Here is a 15371-nt window from a genome sequence, read left to right as displayed (position 1 = left end):
CCGGGTCTCCAGCGGGGCTGGCCTAGCGGGCTACCGAACCCTCGTTGTAATCGTCGTTCGTCTTGATCCAGGAGAAGAGCTTCCGCAGTTCGCGGCCGGTGGCCTCGATCGGGTGGTCCTCGCCCTTCTTGCGCAGTTCGGCGAATTCCTTGCCGCCGTTGTCCTGGTCGTCGATGAAGCGCTTCGCGAAAGCACCGTTCTGGATGTCCGCGAGCACGGCCTTCATGTTCTCTTTCACTGACGCGTCGATGACCCGGGGGCCCGAGACGTAGTCGCCGTACTCGGCGGTATCGGAGACGCTCCAGCGCTGCTTGGCGATGCCACCCTCCACCATCAGGTCGACAATCAGCTTCAGCTCGTGGAGCACCTCGAAGTAGGCAACCTCCGGCTTGTAGCCCGCTTCGGTCAGGGTCTCGAAGCCGTACTGGATGAGCTGTGATGCGCCACCGCAGAGGACTGCCTGCTCGCCGAAGAGGTCGGTCTCGGTTTCCTCGGTGAAGGTAGTCTCGATGACTCCGGCACGGGTGCCGCCGATCGCCTTGGCGTAGGACAGCGCAAGCTCGCGCGCCTTACCGGAGGGGTTCTGCTCGACGGCGATCAGGTCGGGAACGCCCCGGCCTGCCTCGAACTCGCGGCGCACGATGTGGCCTGGGCCCTTGGGTGCCACCAGGGCGACGTCGACGTCGGCGGGTGCCTTGATGTACCCGTAGCGGATGTTGAAGCCGTGGCCGAAGAACAGGGCGTCGCCGGCCTGCAGGTTCGGGGCAATGTCCTCCGCGTACACGTGGCGTTGCACCTGGTCCGGTGCGAGCACCATGATGAGGTCGGCCTCGGCGGTGGCGTCGGCGACGTTCAGGACGCGCAGGCCCTCGGCCTCGGCCTTGGCGCGGGACTTCGAGCCCTCCTTCAGGCCAACGCGGACATCGACGCCGGAGTCGCGAAGGCTCAGCGCGTGCGCGTGGCCCTGGCTGCCGTAGCCGATGACGGCCACGGTGCGGCCCTGGATGATCGAAAGGTCGGCATCGTCGTCGTAGAACAACTCAGTCACTTGTTTATCTCCTGTGTGTTTTCTTGCTGGAGTCCAGCTGTGGTCTTGGTGGAACTGCCGGGAGGTCCTGGGCGCTGTCTTTCTAGGCGCTGCGGAGGGCGCGGTCGCTCATGGACTTCGCTCCGCGGCCCACGGCAAGGGTTCCGGACTGAACAATTTCGCGAATCCCGAAGGGCTCGAGCACTGACAGAAGCGCTGTGAGCTTCTCGGCGGTGCCCGTGGCTTCAATGATGAGGGCGTCGGTCGAGACGTCCACCACCGAGGCCCTGAACAAATCGGCCGCCTGGGTTACCTGCAGCCGGGTTGCGGCGTCCGCCCGCACCTTGACCAGGATGTGGTCACGTTGCACGGAGGAATCGGGAATCAGCTCAACAATCTTGATGACGTTGATGAGCTTGTTCAGTTGCTTGGTGACCTGTTCGAGCAGGTCACCTTCGGCTTCAACCACCACCGTGATCCGGGACATGCCCTGGACCTCCGTGGGGCCGACCGCCAAAGAGTTGATGTTGAAAGCGCGGCGCGCAAAGAGGCTGGCGACGCGGGTCAGGACGCCTGGGACGTCCTCGACCAGAACGGAAAGCGTGTGACGGGCCATGTTAATCCTCCTGCTCCCAGTCCGGGGTCATGTTGCGGGCAATCTGGATGAGGTCGTTGCTGACCCCTGAGGGAACCATCGGCCACACCATCGAGTCGCGGCTGACCACGAAGTCGATGACGACGGGGCGGTCGTTGATCTCCAGCGCCTGCGCGATGGTCGAGTCGATGTCCTCGTCGCGTTCGCACCGCAGGCCGGCACACCCATAGGCGTCGGCGAGCTTCACGAAATCGGGCACCCTGGCGGTGTCGTGCCCGGTGTTCAGGTCGGTGTTGGAATACCTGCCCTCGTAGAACAGGGTCTGCCACTGGCGGACCATCCCGAGGGAGGAGTTGTTGATGACTGCCACCTTGATTGGGATGTTGTTGATCACGCAGGTGGCCAGTTCCTGGTTGGTCATCTGGAAGCAGCCGTCGCCGTCGATCGCCCAGACCACCCGGTCAGGGTTGCCCACCTTGGCGCCCATGGCGGCGGGGACCGCGTACCCCATGGTGCCCAGTCCCCCGGAGTTCAGCCAGGCGTGGGGGCGCTCATACTTGATGAACTGGGCCGCCCACATCTGGTGCTGGCCGACGCCAGCGGCGTAGACGCCTTCGGGTCCGGTCATCTCGCCGATCCGCTTGATCACGTGCTGCGGTGCCGAGAGGCCGTCGTCGGGCTGGGTGTAGCCCATCGGGTAGGTCTCACGGAGCCGGTTGATCATGGTCCACCACGCCTCGAGGTTCGGGGCGCCGGTGGCCGCGAACTGTTCCCGCAGGGCGTTGGTGAGCTCTGGCATGATTTCTTTGACTGACCCCACGATGGGGACATCGGCGGTGCGGTTCTTGGAGATTTCAGCCGGATCGATGTCCGCGTGGATCACCTTGGCGCCGGGGGCGAAGGTGGACAGGACACCGGTGACGCGGTCGTCGAACCGGGCGCCAAGGGTGATGAGCAGGTCGGACTGCTGCAGTGCCGTCACCGCTGACACCGAGCCGTGCATTCCGGGCATGCCCACGTGCTGTTCATGCGAGTCGGGGAACACACCGCGCGCCATCAGGGTGGTGACCACCGGCGCTCCCACCAGTTCGGCCAGTTCCTTCAGCTCCGCGGCCGCGTGGGCCTTGATGACTCCGCCACCGACGTACAGCACGGGCCGCTGGGACTCGCCGATCAGCCGTGCGGCTTCGCGGACCTGCTTGGAGTGTCCACGGACCACCGTCTTGTAGCCGGGAAGGTCGATCCGGGGAGGCCAGGAGAACATGGTGGTGGCCTGCTGGGCGTCCTTGGAGATATCCACCAGGACCGGACCGGGCCGGCCGGTGGACGCAATGTGGAATGCCTCGGCGATGACCCGGGGGATATCGGCTGCCTTGGTGACCAGGTAGGAGTGCTTGGTGATGGGCATGGTGATGCCCACGATGTCCGCCTCCTGGAAGGCATCCGATCCGATCACTGCACTGTTGACCTGACCGGTGATGACCACCATCGGGACGGAGTCCATGTGTGCGTCGGCGATCGCCGTCACGAGGTTGGTCGCTCCGGGGCCGGAGGTGACGATGCAGACACCCGGCCGGCCGGTCACCATGGCGTACCCCTGAGCTGCGTGTCCCGCGCCCTGTTCGTGCCGCACCAGAATATGCCTGAGCTTCTTGGAGGCCAGCAGCGGATCGTAGGTCGGGAGGATGGCACCGCCTGGAAGACCGAAGATGTCGTCGACGCCGAGTTCCTCGAGTGAACGCACGATCGCAGCGGATCCGAGCATTTCAGTGGGTGGAACAACAGTGTTGGGGCCACGGACGGCAGTCGGCTGGACGCCCTGCACTGCGTCACGGGGCTGGCTGCGCGCCGGGGCCGCCGGAGCGGTTGGTTTGGCCATCAGCGAGGGGCTATAGGGCGATCCCTTGGACATTGGTGACTTCCTTGATGAATCGGTACTGCTCGTGTACTTCGGGTGTCGTGCGCCTTGTGTCCGGTGGGAACAAAAAAACCCCTCAGCCTGGTTGGCTCCGTGAGGGGTTGCGCGTGACGTAGTACTACCAGTCGGGCTTTAGGCCACGCGCTTGGTAAGAAGGACTACTACGGAATCGAGATGCATATCTGTAGTTTCCCCTCACCCTCAGGGGGTGTCAAACGACACCCACCACCGTCTCACTATCTGGACACACCGTCCAGTTAGTGGACACTAACTGATGTTGGCGGTGGACCTTCGGGGCCCGGATGGGCCCCGGCGAAAAGTGGCCTCTGGCGGGTTCGGGGGTCCTGAACCCACCAGAGGTCATGGTTCGGTGGGTTAGCCGCAGTACGCGCCCTCGGAGGCCGAGTGCACCAGCTTCGCGTACTTGGCCAGCACGCCCTTGGTGTAGATCGCTGGCAGGGGCTCCCAACCCACCTTGCGGCTTTCCATCTCGGACTCGTCGACCAGCAGGTCGAAGCTCTTGTTAGGGATGTCGACCCGGATCCGGTCGCCGTTCTTCACGAAGGCGATCGGTCCGCCGTCGACGGCTTCAGGTGCCACGTGCCCAATACACAGGCCGGTGGTGCCGCCGGAGAAGCGGCCATCGGTCAGCAGCAGCACATCCCTGCCAAGGCCCGCACCCTTGATCGCACCCGTGATGGCGAGCATCTCGCGCATCCCCGGGCCACCCTTGGGACCTTCGTAACGGATGACGACGACGTCGCCGGCCTTGACCTCACCGTCGGCGAGCGCCTTCAGGGCTCCCTGCTCCCGCTCGAACACGCGGGCGGTTCCTTCGAACACCTCGGCGTCGAAGCCGGCGGTCTTGACGACGGCGCCCTCAGGGGCCAGCGAGCCCTTGACGATGGTGATGCCGCCGCTGGCGTGGATGGGGTTGTCCAGCGCCCGCAGGATTTTGCCGTCAAGATCCGGCGGGTTGATCGAGGCCAGGTTCTCGGCGAGGGTTTTACCCGTGACCGTCAGGACATCGCCGTGCAGCAGGCCGGCGTCGAGCAGTGCACGCATGATGACCGGCACGCCGCCGACCTTGTCGACGTCGGTCATGACGTAGCGACCGAAGGGCTTCAGGTCCCCGAGGTGCGGGATCTTGTCGCCAATGCGGTTGAAATCGTCGAGGGTCAGGTCCACCTCGGCTTCGCGGGCGATCGCCAGCAGGTGTAGCACGGCGTTGGTCGAGCCCCCGAAGGCCATGGTGACGGCGATCGCGTTCTCGAACGCCTTGCGGGTCATGATGTCCCGCGCGGTGATGCCCAGGCGCAGCAGGTTGACGACCGCCTCACCGGATTTGCGGGCGAACTCGTCGCGGCGGCGGTCGGCCGACGGCGGTGCGGCAGAGCCGGGCAGTGACATGCCGAGCGCTTCGCCGATGCAGGCCATCGTGTTGGCCGTGTACATGCCACCGCAGGCGCCTTCACCCGGGCAGATAGCTTTCTCGATGCGGGTGAGGTCTTCCTCGCTCATCTTGCCGGCGGCGCAGGCGCCCACCGCCTCGAAGGCGTCAATCAGGGTGACTTCCCGTTCGGTGCCATCCTCAAGCTTCACCCAGCCCGGCATGGTCGAGCCGCCGTAGAGGAAGACACTCGCGAGGTTCAAACGTGCCGCGGCCATCAGCATGCCGGGCAGCGACTTATCGCACCCTGCGAGCAGCACTGACCCGTCGATCCGTTCGGCCTCCATGACCGTTTCCACCGAATCGGCGATCACTTCACGCGAAACCAGCGAGAAATGCATCCCGGAGTGCCCCATGGAGATGCCATCGGAGACGGAGATGGTGCCGAACTGCATGGGAAATCCGCCACCCGCGTGCACACCTTCCTTGGCGCTCTGCGCGAGGCGGTTCAGGGACAGGTTGCAGGGGGTAATTTCGTTCCACGAACTCGCGACGCCGATCTGCGGCTTGGCAAAATCGTCGTCGCCCATCCCGACGGCACGAAGCATTCCGCGGGCCGGAGCCCGCTCAAATCCATCGGTGACGGCCCGGCTTCGCGGCTTGATATCAGGGGTATTTTCCACGCTCATGGGTGAAAGTCTAGGCGTAAGCGGTTTCACCTGTTCGCCATATGACCGGCCTGTTACGGGAACCTCACCCTGCCGGAGGACGACCGGCACGTAAACTTGGCGGTATGTCGACGCCTCCATCGGACACTTCCCAGCCGGACCCGCCTGAGAAGGCACCCGACAGCAACCAGCTCAAAGACGACCTCCGCCGTGTCTTCGATTCACAGATCCCCAACTACGGCGACTACAACCTGGTCTTCGGGGCCAACGAACACTTCCAGCAGCGGGAGTCCGACGGCGCCCGCGTCGTGACGCCCAGGTACTACGTGGTCGGCTACCGGTGGAAACCCACCGAAATCATGATCGCCCCCGTGGACCCGCACACGCTCAACGCCACCGGCATCCCGGTGGAAATCAACATGACCAATCTGTCGCACGCCTACCGCCTCGCCAATGGCCGCTTTGAGGTGGGCACCAGCACCGGCAAGACCTTCCGCTTCGGCGTCCAGCCGGAGGCCCGCTTCAGCTCGGGACCCCATGCCCGGCTGGTCATCGACCAGCGGGAGGATCACACCGATTTTGACGCGTTCATGACGGCCTTCGTCGACATGGCGTAGCGCGGCCCTGCCTGGAGCGGCCCTGCCTGGAGCCAGAGCCCGGAGCCCGTGGGCTCAGCTGAAGAGCGATCCGCGCTGCACCAGGTTCTCCGGCTCCCGGCCAGCCGCGAAGCTGTCCAGCTGGCGTTGCAGCAACTTGATCATCCGTGGCCAGAACGCGCCGGTGTTGCCTCCGCTGTGGGGGGTGACCAGTGCACCGGTTGCCGACCACAGCGGATGGCCCTCGGGGACGGGTTCGGGGTCGAACACGTCCACGGCCGCTTTCAGGCGACCGGACACCACCTCGGAGGTCAGCGCCTCGCTGTCCACCACGGCACCACGGGCAACGTTGACAACCAGCGCGCCGTCCGGCATGGCAGCCAGCACCTCGGCGTTGATCAGGGAACGCGTGGAGTCCGTCAGCGGAGTGATGATCACCAGCACCTCTGCCTGCGCGGCCAACCCCACCAGTTCATCGGTCCCATAGACGTGTCCCCACTCGTCGTCGCGCGCCGAGCTCCCCACCCGGGTCAGTTCGACCTCAAACGGAGCGAGCCGCCGGGCGATTTCGACGCCGATGCCCCCGACACCCACGAGGAGCACCCTGCGGTCCGCGAGGCCAGGATAGAGTGCCGGCTGCCACTGTCCCAGGGTCTGGCTGCGGACAGCGTCGTCGATGCCGCGCAGGGAAGCGATCATGAGACCGAGGGCGAGTTCAGCAGTGGCGGCGGCGTGGACACCCGAGGCACTGACGACGGCGACGTCCTCGCCCACCAACTCCGGAATGCCCTCGTACCCGGTGGACTGCGTATGCACCAGCCGCAGGTTCGGCGCACTCTTCACCGCTTCGCCGAACTGGTCTGGCGAGGACAGGTAGGGCAGGACCGCCGCATCAATCTCAGCCAGGGCCGCCCCGACCGGCTCTCCGGTGAAATCCCACAGCACCAGCTGGATCCCCTCCGGCGCAGGTTGAAGCGCATCGAGCATTTCCTCGCTGGGCACGGAGACCGTCCTGATGGTGTTCATCCTCAAAAGCCTAGCGTCCTGCCTATGCGGGACAACATCGGCGGGTTTGGTGGACACCTGGGAATGTTGGTCGTACGGTCGAGGAGTCCGGTTGTCCAGCAGGAAGCGGGTTTGTGTCATGGATGTAACTCTCTGGGTATTGCTGATCGTCGTCGTCATCGGAGCTCTCTGGTGGTTCCGGGCGCGCCGGTCGGGAGCATCCGACACCGCTGGGCGTGGCGAGTTTGAGCACGAGGCCCCCACCATGACCCATGGCCTCACCGACGCCGTGCCGCAGCCGCCGCTCGTGATGAATTCAGCCCCGGAATCGGGACCTAACCGCCCACCGGCCGAGCCCGATCCCACCGACGGTCCGACGGCCGGGACCCCACCGCCCGCCGATGGCCCCGAGTCGCCGGCACGCCGGACCGAGGACTAGCCCGTTTTGTCTTTCAACCCGCCGCGCTGGGGCCTTGCTGTGGTCACGGTGCTGACGGTGGCGGGGATCTCGGCCTGCGCCGCGCCCGAGCCCGCACCGCTGGTCGGCGGGAGTCCGACGTCTTCCGCCGGATCGACGGCAGGACCCGGCTCCACTCCGCCATCCTCCGCATCAGCGACAGCGTTGCCGGCGCTATCCGCCGCTGACACGCTTGCCGGGGGTTTCGAGGTGCCCTGGGGCATGGCTGCATTGCCCGACGGATCGGTGCTGGTCTCGGAGCGGGAATCCGGGGAGATCAGACGTGTGGTCGACGGCCAGGTCTCGGAAGTTGGTTCCCTTGCTGGCTCGATTGCCGCTGCGGGCGAGGGTGGGTTGCTTGGCCTGGCGGTCGGCCGGGACTTCGCCACCAATCCGGAAGTATTCGCCTACTTGACCAGCCCGACCGATAACCGGATCGTCAGCCTCAGCTACGACGACGACGGACTGGGTGATCCCGAGGACGTGCTGACGGGCCTCCCGAAGGCCAACATCCATAACGGAGGCCGCATCAAGTTCGGGCCGGACGGTTACCTCTATGTGGGAACCGGCGACGCCGCCGACGGTCCCCTGGCTCAGGATCCAGGCAGCCTCGCGGGAAAGATCCTGCGCATCACGGCGGGCGGCGATCCGGCCCCCGGCAATCCGGTGGAGGGAACACCTGTCTACAGCCTGGGGCACCGGAACGTGCAGGGTCTCGCCTGGGATTCGGCCGGGCGGCTCTGGGCGACTGAATTCGGTCCGGAGGTGGACGACGAGCTGAACCTGATCACTCCCGGCGGGAACTACGGGTGGCCCGAGGTCACCGGCGCACCGGGCAGGGACGGTTTCATCGATGCCCAGGTGGTGTGGCCCTCCACAGCATCCTCCTCACCGAGCGGGATGGCGATCGTCGACGACGTCGCCTACCTCGGCGGTCTTCGCGGCGAGCGGCTTTGGCAGGTGCCACTGAACTCCGGGACGGCCGGCACACCCGTCAGCCACTTCGACGGCGAACATGGGAGGCTGCGCGATGTGATTGACGGCGGGGATGGCGCGCTGTGGATCGCAACCAATGAGGGCTCGGGGTCCCGAATCCTCCGCGTTGCTGCTGAGTAGGCAGGTCCAATTTCAGGTTTCCGCAAAGGTGCTGGTAGAGTCTCATGCTGTTGCGGTTGGCCCGATGGGCCGAAAACAACACGCACCTCTAGCTCAATTGGCAGAGCATCTGACTCTTAATCAGAGGGTTCCGGGTTCAAGTCCCGGGGGGTGCACCAAACAAAAACCGCCTGACCGTCGCATGATCGGTCAGGCGGTTTTTTTGCCCCGGTACCGGTTTGGTTGCAGTTGCTTCCGGCCCTTCCCGGGAACCGTAAATCGCAGTACGTTTGCCGCATGGAGGGCATCCCTGTCTTGCGGGACCTACGAACCGGTGAGATCAGTCGGAGGGTGGCCCGCGGTCGCTGGGCGTCGATTGCCTCCGAATTCGGAATGCTGACCGGGTCCGAGGTAGACCAGTTGGTTGGCCCGGGCTCCCCTCCTGCGGGGTGCCTTGCAGCGAAACGGCAGATCCTCGGGGTGGTCACCCGTGCAGGTCGCGTCCTCTATCCGGGATTCCAGTTCGATCCCGTCACTGGTCAGGCCCGTCCCATGGTTGCGAGGGTGGCCGCGATCGGCCTCGCTGGAGGATGGAAGGACAGGCACCTGCTGCAATGGTTCTGCTCGCCGAACGGCTATCTCGGCGGAGACCGGCCCGTCGACGTCCTTGATGATCCGGATCGCCTGTCGTACGCAGCGCACAGCGACCTGGACCTGGTGTGGTGAGCTGGATCTGGTGTGGTGAAGCTGCCCTACAACTCGCCCGCAACCACGACGTTCGGCCCGTCGGACAAACCGACGGTGGGGAGTGAGCCGTCGGGGTTGGGAGCCACCGGGAGGCTGGTGTTCCAGCGGGGTGCGCCCAGCTCACGGATCAGGCCCTGCAGGTGGTCGCGCAGCTCGTCCGAGACCAGCCCCTCACCTGTCACCAGCGTGCGTTCAATATCCTTTGCCTGAACCAGGACACTGCGGCCAGCATCCGTTATGGAAACCATATGGCTGCGACGGTCCAGATCATTTCGCGTACGTGAGACGTGGCCCCTCGTCTCGAGCCGGGACAAAGTTTTGCCCATCGTTTGTGCCTGGACCCTGACGATCTGCGCGAGCGATGCTTGCGTCATCGGTCCCTGTGTGGCGAGGACGCCCAGCGCGATCACACCGGCATGGGTTACGCCCAGCGTTACCAGTCGTTCATTCCAGGCATGTTCAACCAGGCGAGCCGCGGTTGTCAGCAGCCGACCGGTGGGCCATTGCTCCAGGTCCGACATAAAAGAAAGCACTTCCTCTCGCCATGCAGCAGCATAGCGTTGATCTTGGTCCCGCTGACGGGGTGTAGTTTCGAACGTAACGACCCTATTTGCTTATGATAGCTACCGATTTGGAAAAAGTGTCAGCGCAACCGCGTGCACGGCAACTGAAATGAATAGCTGAAGGAATACCGAAAATGGCTGAACGACTATTGTCAGGCGACACTGCACCGGGGTTCACTCTGCCCTCCGTTGACGGTTCCACCGTCTCCCTGAAGGATTACGCCGATGCGAGCGTAGTGGTGTACTTCTACCCGGCGGCGTCAACACCCGGCTGCACCACCCAGGCCTGCGATTTCCGGGACAACCTCGCCTCCCTTGCGGGGGCAGGCTACACGGTACTGGGGATTTCCCCCGACGGCGTATCCAAACTCCGCAACTTCGCCGACGCCGAAGAGCTCACCTTCCCGCTGTTGTCCGATGAAGACCACGCGGTAGCCGAGGCGTGGGGTGCCTGGGGAGAGAAAAAGAACTACGGGAAGGTCTATGAGGGGCTGATCCGCTCAACCGTCGTCGTCGGGCCCGATGGTCTGGTGCAGTTGGCCCAGTACAACGTCCGGGCGACAGGACATGTGGCCAAACTCCGCAAGGACCTGGGCGTCGAATAGATTCGCGTACACTGGAGGCTGACGTTTTGGCAGCCCGGCTGTCCTGAACGTCGAACGCGCGAGTGGCGGAATTGGCAGACGCGCTGGATTTAGGATCCAGTGTCTTCGGACGTGAGGGTTCAAGTCCCTTCTTGCGCACCTTTGTTATGGGTCGCGACATGAACTACATATGAGTCGCGGGATAGACAACACCCCCAGCTTCGGCTGGGGGTGTTGTTGTTTAACAGCATCGACGTGACCATTTCGTTACCCGGATAGGGGTCCCCGCGGGTGCGTTGTAGGTCACATTTGACCCACTAAATCCGCGGATTCACGCTGATCTGCGACCAATCTGAAGATTTCAGGAATTGCCACCCATCCTCCGTTCGAACACGAGCGAAGTACCTATGAGACATCGACAGGATGTGTTCGACAAGTTAGTTAGCTGATCGGCAAAGTTCGCCCGGTCACACCAATGAAGGAGAAAATCCAATGGGAAATATCAAGAGCCGTAAGCTCTCCATCCTCGGTGTTGCTGCTGTGGCCATGTTCGGCCTCGCAGCATGCGGCGGCGGCGACACCGCATCCGAGTCCACCGGTGAGATGACCAGCGAGGAAATGACCACCACCGAAGCCGCTCCCGAAGCAACTGAGTCGGCAATGGAAGAGGAAATGGGCGAGGACATGGACCCAGCCGCCAACCTGGTTGGCCCAGGCTGCGAGGGCTACGCCGAGCAGGTCCCAGAAGGCGACGGCTCAGTTGCCGGCATGGCCCTGGACCCCGTAGCAACCGCTGCCTCAAACAACCCGATCCTCACCACGCTCACCGCGGCAGTCTCCGGTGAACTGAACCCGGACGTTGACCTCGTTGACACCCTGAACGGTGACGAGTTCACCGTCTTCGCTCCGACCGACGATGCCTTCGCCAAGATCGACGAAGCCACCCTCGAAACCCTCGGAACCGACGCTGACCTCCTCAGCGGCATCCTGACCTACCACGTGGTTCCCGGCCAGCTGTCCCCGGATGAGGTCGCCGGAACCCACACGACCGTCAACGGTGCAGAACTGACCGTTGAGGGCATGGGCGACGAAATCACTGTCGGGGAAGACGGATCAGCAGTGGTCTGTGGTGGAGTCATGACCCAGAACGCAACCGTGTACATGGTTGACACCGTTCTGATGCCTCCTAGCGAGTAATCGACTCCCTGGGGCGAATCCTCTACCTCGCTTCAGGGCGAAATAGGCTGGGATCCTGAACACCGTGACGGTGCTCAGGGTCCCAGCCTTTCGTCGTGGCGACCCGGGACCGGATGGCCCAGGAACATCACCTAGACTGAGGAACCTAATCAACTTTCCGCCGTGTGCGGCTACGGCGTGAGGAGACGACGGCAATGACCGCTGCTGGCCAACCCGCCCGACGGGCCCGCCCGGTCCGCGCCGCAGTTGCGCTGGTTCTGTCCCTCACCCTCGCCGGGTGCACCGGGGCGACCCCATTGCCATCGCCGACCAGCTCGCCCACCACCACTCCCCCAGCCACGGTCCCCGCCGAGGATCCCGAAGCAGTCTTCACCTTCGGCACCGCCGCCGACCCGACCGGCCTGGACCCGGCACTGGTAGCCGATACCGAGTCCTACCGGGTCACCCGGCAGGTACTGGAAGGCCTGGTCGGCATCGACCCGCTCACGTCGGAACCCGTCCCCCTCCTCGCCACCTCCTGGGACGAGCGGGACGACGGCCGGGCCCATGCGTTCAGCCTCCGGGAGGATGTCACGTTCCACGACGGTGAGCCGTTCAACGCCGAAGCGGTCTGTGCCAACTTCGAACGGTGGTATTCATTGCCAGCGGAGACCCGGATCTTCGACAGCACCATCACCTTCGGCTCGGTGTTCAACGCCTATTCCGACCAGCCTGAGCTATCCATCTACTCGTCATGCCAGCCGCTCGGCGAATACGAGGTCCTCATTTCGCTGAACAGTCGGCTCACCGGGTTCATCCCGGCCCTGGCCATGCCGTCCTTCGCGATGTCCTCGCCCAAGGCGCTGGAGGAACTCTCCGCCGACGACCTGTCCGAGCAATTCAACGGGACTGCCATGTCGCAGTATGCACTGAACCCGGTGGGCACCGGGCCCTACACCTTCGAAAGCTGGGAAGAGGGTGAGGTCCGCCTCACCTCCTTCAGGGGGTACTGGGGTGCCCGCGGCGAGATCGGCACGGTGGTGTTCACCACACTCCCCCTGGCCGATGATCGGCTCGAGGCGCTGAACACCGGGCAGATCGACGGCTACGACTTTGTCACTGTCGACAACGCCGGAGACCTGGCCCGGGAGGGTCAGCAACTGCTGCAACGCGACCCCTACTCCATCCTGTACCTCGGCATGAACCAGGACTTCCCCGGCGTCGACAGCCTCCTGTTCCGCCAGGCAGTTGCGCACGCCATCGACAAGCCGGCCGTCATCGACGGCCTGTTCCTGGACGGCACCGCGCCCGCCGACCAGTTCACGCCGCCCAAGCTGGCTGTCACTAACGACGAGATCACCACCTACGACTACGACGTCGAACTGGCCCGGGAACTGCTCGAAGAGTCAGGCTACGACGGCGAGCCACTGCCCTTCCACTACCCCACCGATGTGTCGCGGCCCTACCTTCCTGCACCCGAGGGCGTCTTCGCTGTCCTGCAGGAACAGCTGGAGGACGCCGGTTTCACCATCGATCCGGTCCCCACCGCCTGGGCCGACGGGTACGTCAAGACAGTGCAGAACGACGACGACCGCGCTTTCCATCTGCTGGGCTGGAGCGGAACCTACCAGGACCCCGACAACTTTGTCGGCCAGCTGTTCGGGGCTGCCCCCAACGAGTTCGCCTTCGAGGACAACCAGCTGTTCAGCAAGATCGACCGGGCCCGCACCCTGCCCAACGGGGAGGACCGGGTGGCCGCCTACCAGGACATCAGCGATCAGATCGCCCGCCGCTTGCCCGCTGTCCCACTGGCTTTCCCCATCTCGGTCCTGGCAGTGTCGGAACGGGTCGCCAGCTACCCGGTCAGCCCCGTGATGAACGAGGCGTTCAACCTGATCGATCTGGCCGACGTCGACCTGGAACCCGCAGGGAGCACCTGATGACCGCTACCCCGTCCTGCCGGCGGTGCCAATTACCCAAGGAACCCACCAGACGCTACGCTTCAAAGCTAAGCGCCCTTGCCACTGGAGATGAAGTTGACTGCTAAGAGCCCGGCGGGATTGCCCGCAGAGAACACCGACGTCGTCCTGATCGGCGGAGGGATCATGAGCGCCACGCTGGGCGCATTCCTCAAACAACTCCAGCCCGACTGGAGCATTTCCCTGTTCGAGCGCCTCGACCGTGCCGGCCTTGAAAGCTCCGACCCATGGAACAACGCGGGAACCGGGCATGCGGCCCTGTGCGAGCTGAACTACACCCCTGCCGGCCCCGACGGTACCGTTGACCCCGCCAAGGCTGTCGCCATCAACGAGCAGTTCCAGGTGTCCCGGCAGTTCTGGGCGCACATGGTGGAGAGCGGGCATCTGGGCGATCCTTCCGGATTCATCAACCCCGTGCCCCACATGAGCTTTGTCTGGGGCGAAAAGAACACTTCCTACCTGCGCAAACGCTACGAAGCCCTGCGGTCCCAGCCCCTCTTCGAAACGATTGAGCACGCCGAGGACCCGTCAGCCATCGCGGACTGGGCTCCGCTGCTGATGAGCGGACGGGCTGAAGGCCAGCCTGTTGCCGCCTCACGGGTGGCTGGCGGAACCGATGTCGATTTCGGCTCCCTCACCCGAGGACTCACCAGCTACCTGGACGCCAATGGTGTCGACCTGAACTACAACCACGACGTCGCCGACCTGTCCCGTGGCTCCCACGGCCGCTGGGAAGTCAAGGTCCGCAACCGGGCCACCGGCCAGGCACGGACTGTCAACGCCCGCTTCGTGTTCATTGGCGCCGGTGGCGGCGCCCTCCACCTGCTGCAGCGGACCGGCATCCCCGAGGGCAAGGGCTTCGCTGGCTTCCCCGTCTCCGGTCAGTTCCTCAAGTGTGGCAACCCCGAAATCGTGAATCAGCACAACGCCAAGGTGTACGGACAGGCGTCGGTCGGCGCACCCCCCATGTCCGTGCCGCACCTGGACACCCGGTACGTCAACGGTGAGCGGTCCCTGTTGTTCGGCCCCTACGCCGGATTCTCCACCAAGTTCCTCAAGCGCGGGTCGTTCTTCGATCTGCCGGGTTCCATCCGGTCCTCAAACCTGGTACCCATGCTGGCGGTCGCCAAGGACAACGTGCCGCTGACCAAGTACCTGATCTCCGAGGTACTGAAGAACCGCGATGCGAAGAACACCTACCTCAATGAGTTCATTCCCGACGCCGACGGCGACCAGTGGGACCTGATCACGGCGGGGCAGCGCGTGCAGATCATCAAGAAGGCACCCGGCAAGGGCGGGGTGCTGCAGTTCGGCACCGAGGTCATCACCGCGGCTGACGGTTCGGTCGGCGCACTGCTCGGGGCCTCCCCAGGGGCTTCGACGGCGGCGCCGATCATGCTCGAAATCCTCAAGCGGTGCTTCCCCGCGCAGCTGCCTGCCTGGGAACCGAAGCTCAAGGACATGGTCCCCGGCTACGGCGCGAAGCTCAACGAGAACAGCTCCCTCGCCGCAGACATCCTGGCCCGCACCGACCGGGTGTTGAAGCTCCAGTAACCCCCGCCTGGGCCCTG

Annotated in this window: 15 protein-coding genes and 2 tRNA genes; 10 read left to right on the top strand and 7 right to left on the bottom strand. The window is 64.5% G+C overall.

Going from position 1 to position 15371, the window contains the following annotated elements; translation table 11 throughout:
- Nucleotides 1–22: 22 nt before the first annotated feature.
- The 4 genes from ilvC to ilvD form a co-directional block, all read right to left on the bottom strand.
- A complete protein-coding gene (gene ilvC / locus H4V95_RS06875; RefSeq protein WP_209729519.1) occupies nucleotides 23–1048 on the bottom strand; it encodes a ketol-acid reductoisomerase in 1026 nt (341 codons plus the stop codon).
- A gap of 82 nt (nucleotides 1049–1130) precedes the next feature.
- Nucleotides 1131–1643: an acetolactate synthase small subunit gene (gene ilvN / locus H4V95_RS06870; protein WP_026553121.1), complete on the bottom strand. Its 513-nt coding sequence runs from the start codon at nucleotides 1641–1643 to the stop codon at nucleotides 1131–1133.
- A gap of 1 nt (nucleotide 1644) precedes the next feature.
- Nucleotides 1645–3534 (bottom strand): acetolactate synthase large subunit, encoded by a 1890-nt coding sequence (locus H4V95_RS06865; protein WP_209729518.1) that lies wholly within the window; start codon nucleotides 3532–3534, stop codon nucleotides 1645–1647.
- A gap of 381 nt (nucleotides 3535–3915) precedes the next feature.
- Complete coding sequence (ilvD, locus tag H4V95_RS06860) at nucleotides 3916–5619, bottom strand: dihydroxy-acid dehydratase (protein ID WP_196865843.1); 1704 nt, start codon at nucleotides 5617–5619, stop codon at nucleotides 3916–3918.
- A gap of 104 nt (nucleotides 5620–5723) precedes the next feature.
- Between ilvD and H4V95_RS06855 the strand changes: the two genes are divergently transcribed.
- Nucleotides 5724–6215, top strand: a complete 492-nt coding sequence (locus tag H4V95_RS06855) for a hypothetical protein (RefSeq protein ID WP_196865842.1) — start codon at nucleotides 5724–5726, stop codon at nucleotides 6213–6215.
- A gap of 54 nt (nucleotides 6216–6269) precedes the next feature.
- On the opposite strand, the gene H4V95_RS06850 is transcribed toward H4V95_RS06855, so the two are convergent.
- A complete protein-coding gene (locus tag H4V95_RS06850; protein WP_209729516.1) occupies nucleotides 6270–7220 on the bottom strand; it encodes a 2-hydroxyacid dehydrogenase in 951 nt (316 codons plus the stop codon).
- A 118-nt stretch (nucleotides 7221–7338) separates the two neighbouring features.
- Between H4V95_RS06850 and H4V95_RS06845 the strand changes: the two genes are divergently transcribed.
- Nucleotides 7339–7638: a hypothetical protein gene (locus H4V95_RS06845; protein WP_209729514.1), complete on the top strand. Its 300-nt coding sequence runs from the start codon at nucleotides 7339–7341 to the stop codon at nucleotides 7636–7638.
- On the opposite strand, the gene H4V95_RS18305 is transcribed toward H4V95_RS06845, so the two are convergent.
- Nucleotides 7635–7880 (bottom strand): hypothetical protein, encoded by a 246-nt coding sequence (locus H4V95_RS18305; RefSeq protein WP_245345605.1) that lies wholly within the window; start codon nucleotides 7878–7880, stop codon nucleotides 7635–7637. The genes H4V95_RS06845 and H4V95_RS18305 overlap by 4 nt on opposite strands.
- On the opposite strand from H4V95_RS18305, the gene H4V95_RS06840 reads away from it, so the two are divergent.
- The 3 genes from H4V95_RS06840 (at nucleotide 7879) to H4V95_RS06830 (ending at nucleotide 9477) form a co-directional block, all read left to right on the top strand.
- Complete coding sequence (locus H4V95_RS06840; RefSeq protein WP_245345604.1) at nucleotides 7879–8772, top strand: sorbosone dehydrogenase family protein; 894 nt, start codon at nucleotides 7879–7881, stop codon at nucleotides 8770–8772. The genes H4V95_RS18305 and H4V95_RS06840 overlap by 2 nt on opposite strands.
- 82 nt (nucleotides 8773–8854) lie before the next feature.
- Nucleotides 8855–8930, top strand: a tRNA-Lys gene (locus tag H4V95_RS06835).
- Nucleotides 8931–9048: 118 nt separating this feature from the next.
- Nucleotides 9049–9477 carry a hypothetical protein gene (locus H4V95_RS06830; protein ID WP_209729511.1) on the top strand — a complete coding sequence of 143 codons (429 nt, stop codon included), beginning with the start codon at nucleotides 9049–9051 and terminating at the stop codon, nucleotides 9475–9477.
- 26 nt (nucleotides 9478–9503) lie between these two features.
- Here H4V95_RS06830 and H4V95_RS06825 read toward each other — a convergent pair whose 3' ends face one another.
- Nucleotides 9504–10019, bottom strand: coding sequence for a MarR family winged helix-turn-helix transcriptional regulator (locus tag H4V95_RS06825; RefSeq protein WP_196865837.1), 516 nt, complete (start codon nucleotides 10017–10019; stop codon nucleotides 9504–9506).
- 176 nt (nucleotides 10020–10195) lie between these two features.
- Here H4V95_RS06825 and bcp point away from each other — a divergent pair, with 176 nt between their 5' ends.
- The 5 genes from bcp to H4V95_RS06800 all read left to right on the top strand — a co-directional run bounded on the left by bcp (nucleotide 10196) and on the right by H4V95_RS06800 (nucleotide 15354).
- Nucleotides 10196–10666, top strand: coding sequence for a thioredoxin-dependent thiol peroxidase (bcp, locus tag H4V95_RS06820; RefSeq protein ID WP_196865836.1), 471 nt, complete (start codon nucleotides 10196–10198; stop codon nucleotides 10664–10666).
- Between the two features lie 56 nt (nucleotides 10667–10722).
- Nucleotides 10723–10804 (top strand) — tRNA-Leu (locus H4V95_RS06815).
- A gap of 333 nt (nucleotides 10805–11137) precedes the next feature.
- Complete coding sequence (locus H4V95_RS06810) at nucleotides 11138–11842, top strand: fasciclin domain-containing protein (protein WP_196865835.1); 705 nt, start codon at nucleotides 11138–11140, stop codon at nucleotides 11840–11842.
- 194 nt (nucleotides 11843–12036) lie between these two features.
- Nucleotides 12037–13761 (top strand): ABC transporter substrate-binding protein, encoded by a 1725-nt coding sequence (locus H4V95_RS06805; RefSeq protein WP_209729509.1) that lies wholly within the window; start codon nucleotides 12037–12039, stop codon nucleotides 13759–13761.
- 96 nt (nucleotides 13762–13857) lie between these two features.
- On the top strand, nucleotides 13858–15354 hold the full coding sequence (locus tag H4V95_RS06800; RefSeq protein WP_281064520.1) for a malate:quinone oxidoreductase: 1497 nt from the start codon (nucleotides 13858–13860) through the stop codon (nucleotides 15352–15354).
- Nucleotides 15355–15371 lie beyond the last annotated feature (17 nt).

The sequence above is a fragment of the Arthrobacter sp. CAN_C5 genome (assembly GCF_017875735.1).
Classification (GTDB): Bacteria; Actinomycetota; Actinomycetes; order Actinomycetales; family Micrococcaceae; genus Arthrobacter_D.
This window is presented reverse-complemented; position numbering and strand designations above follow the sequence as displayed.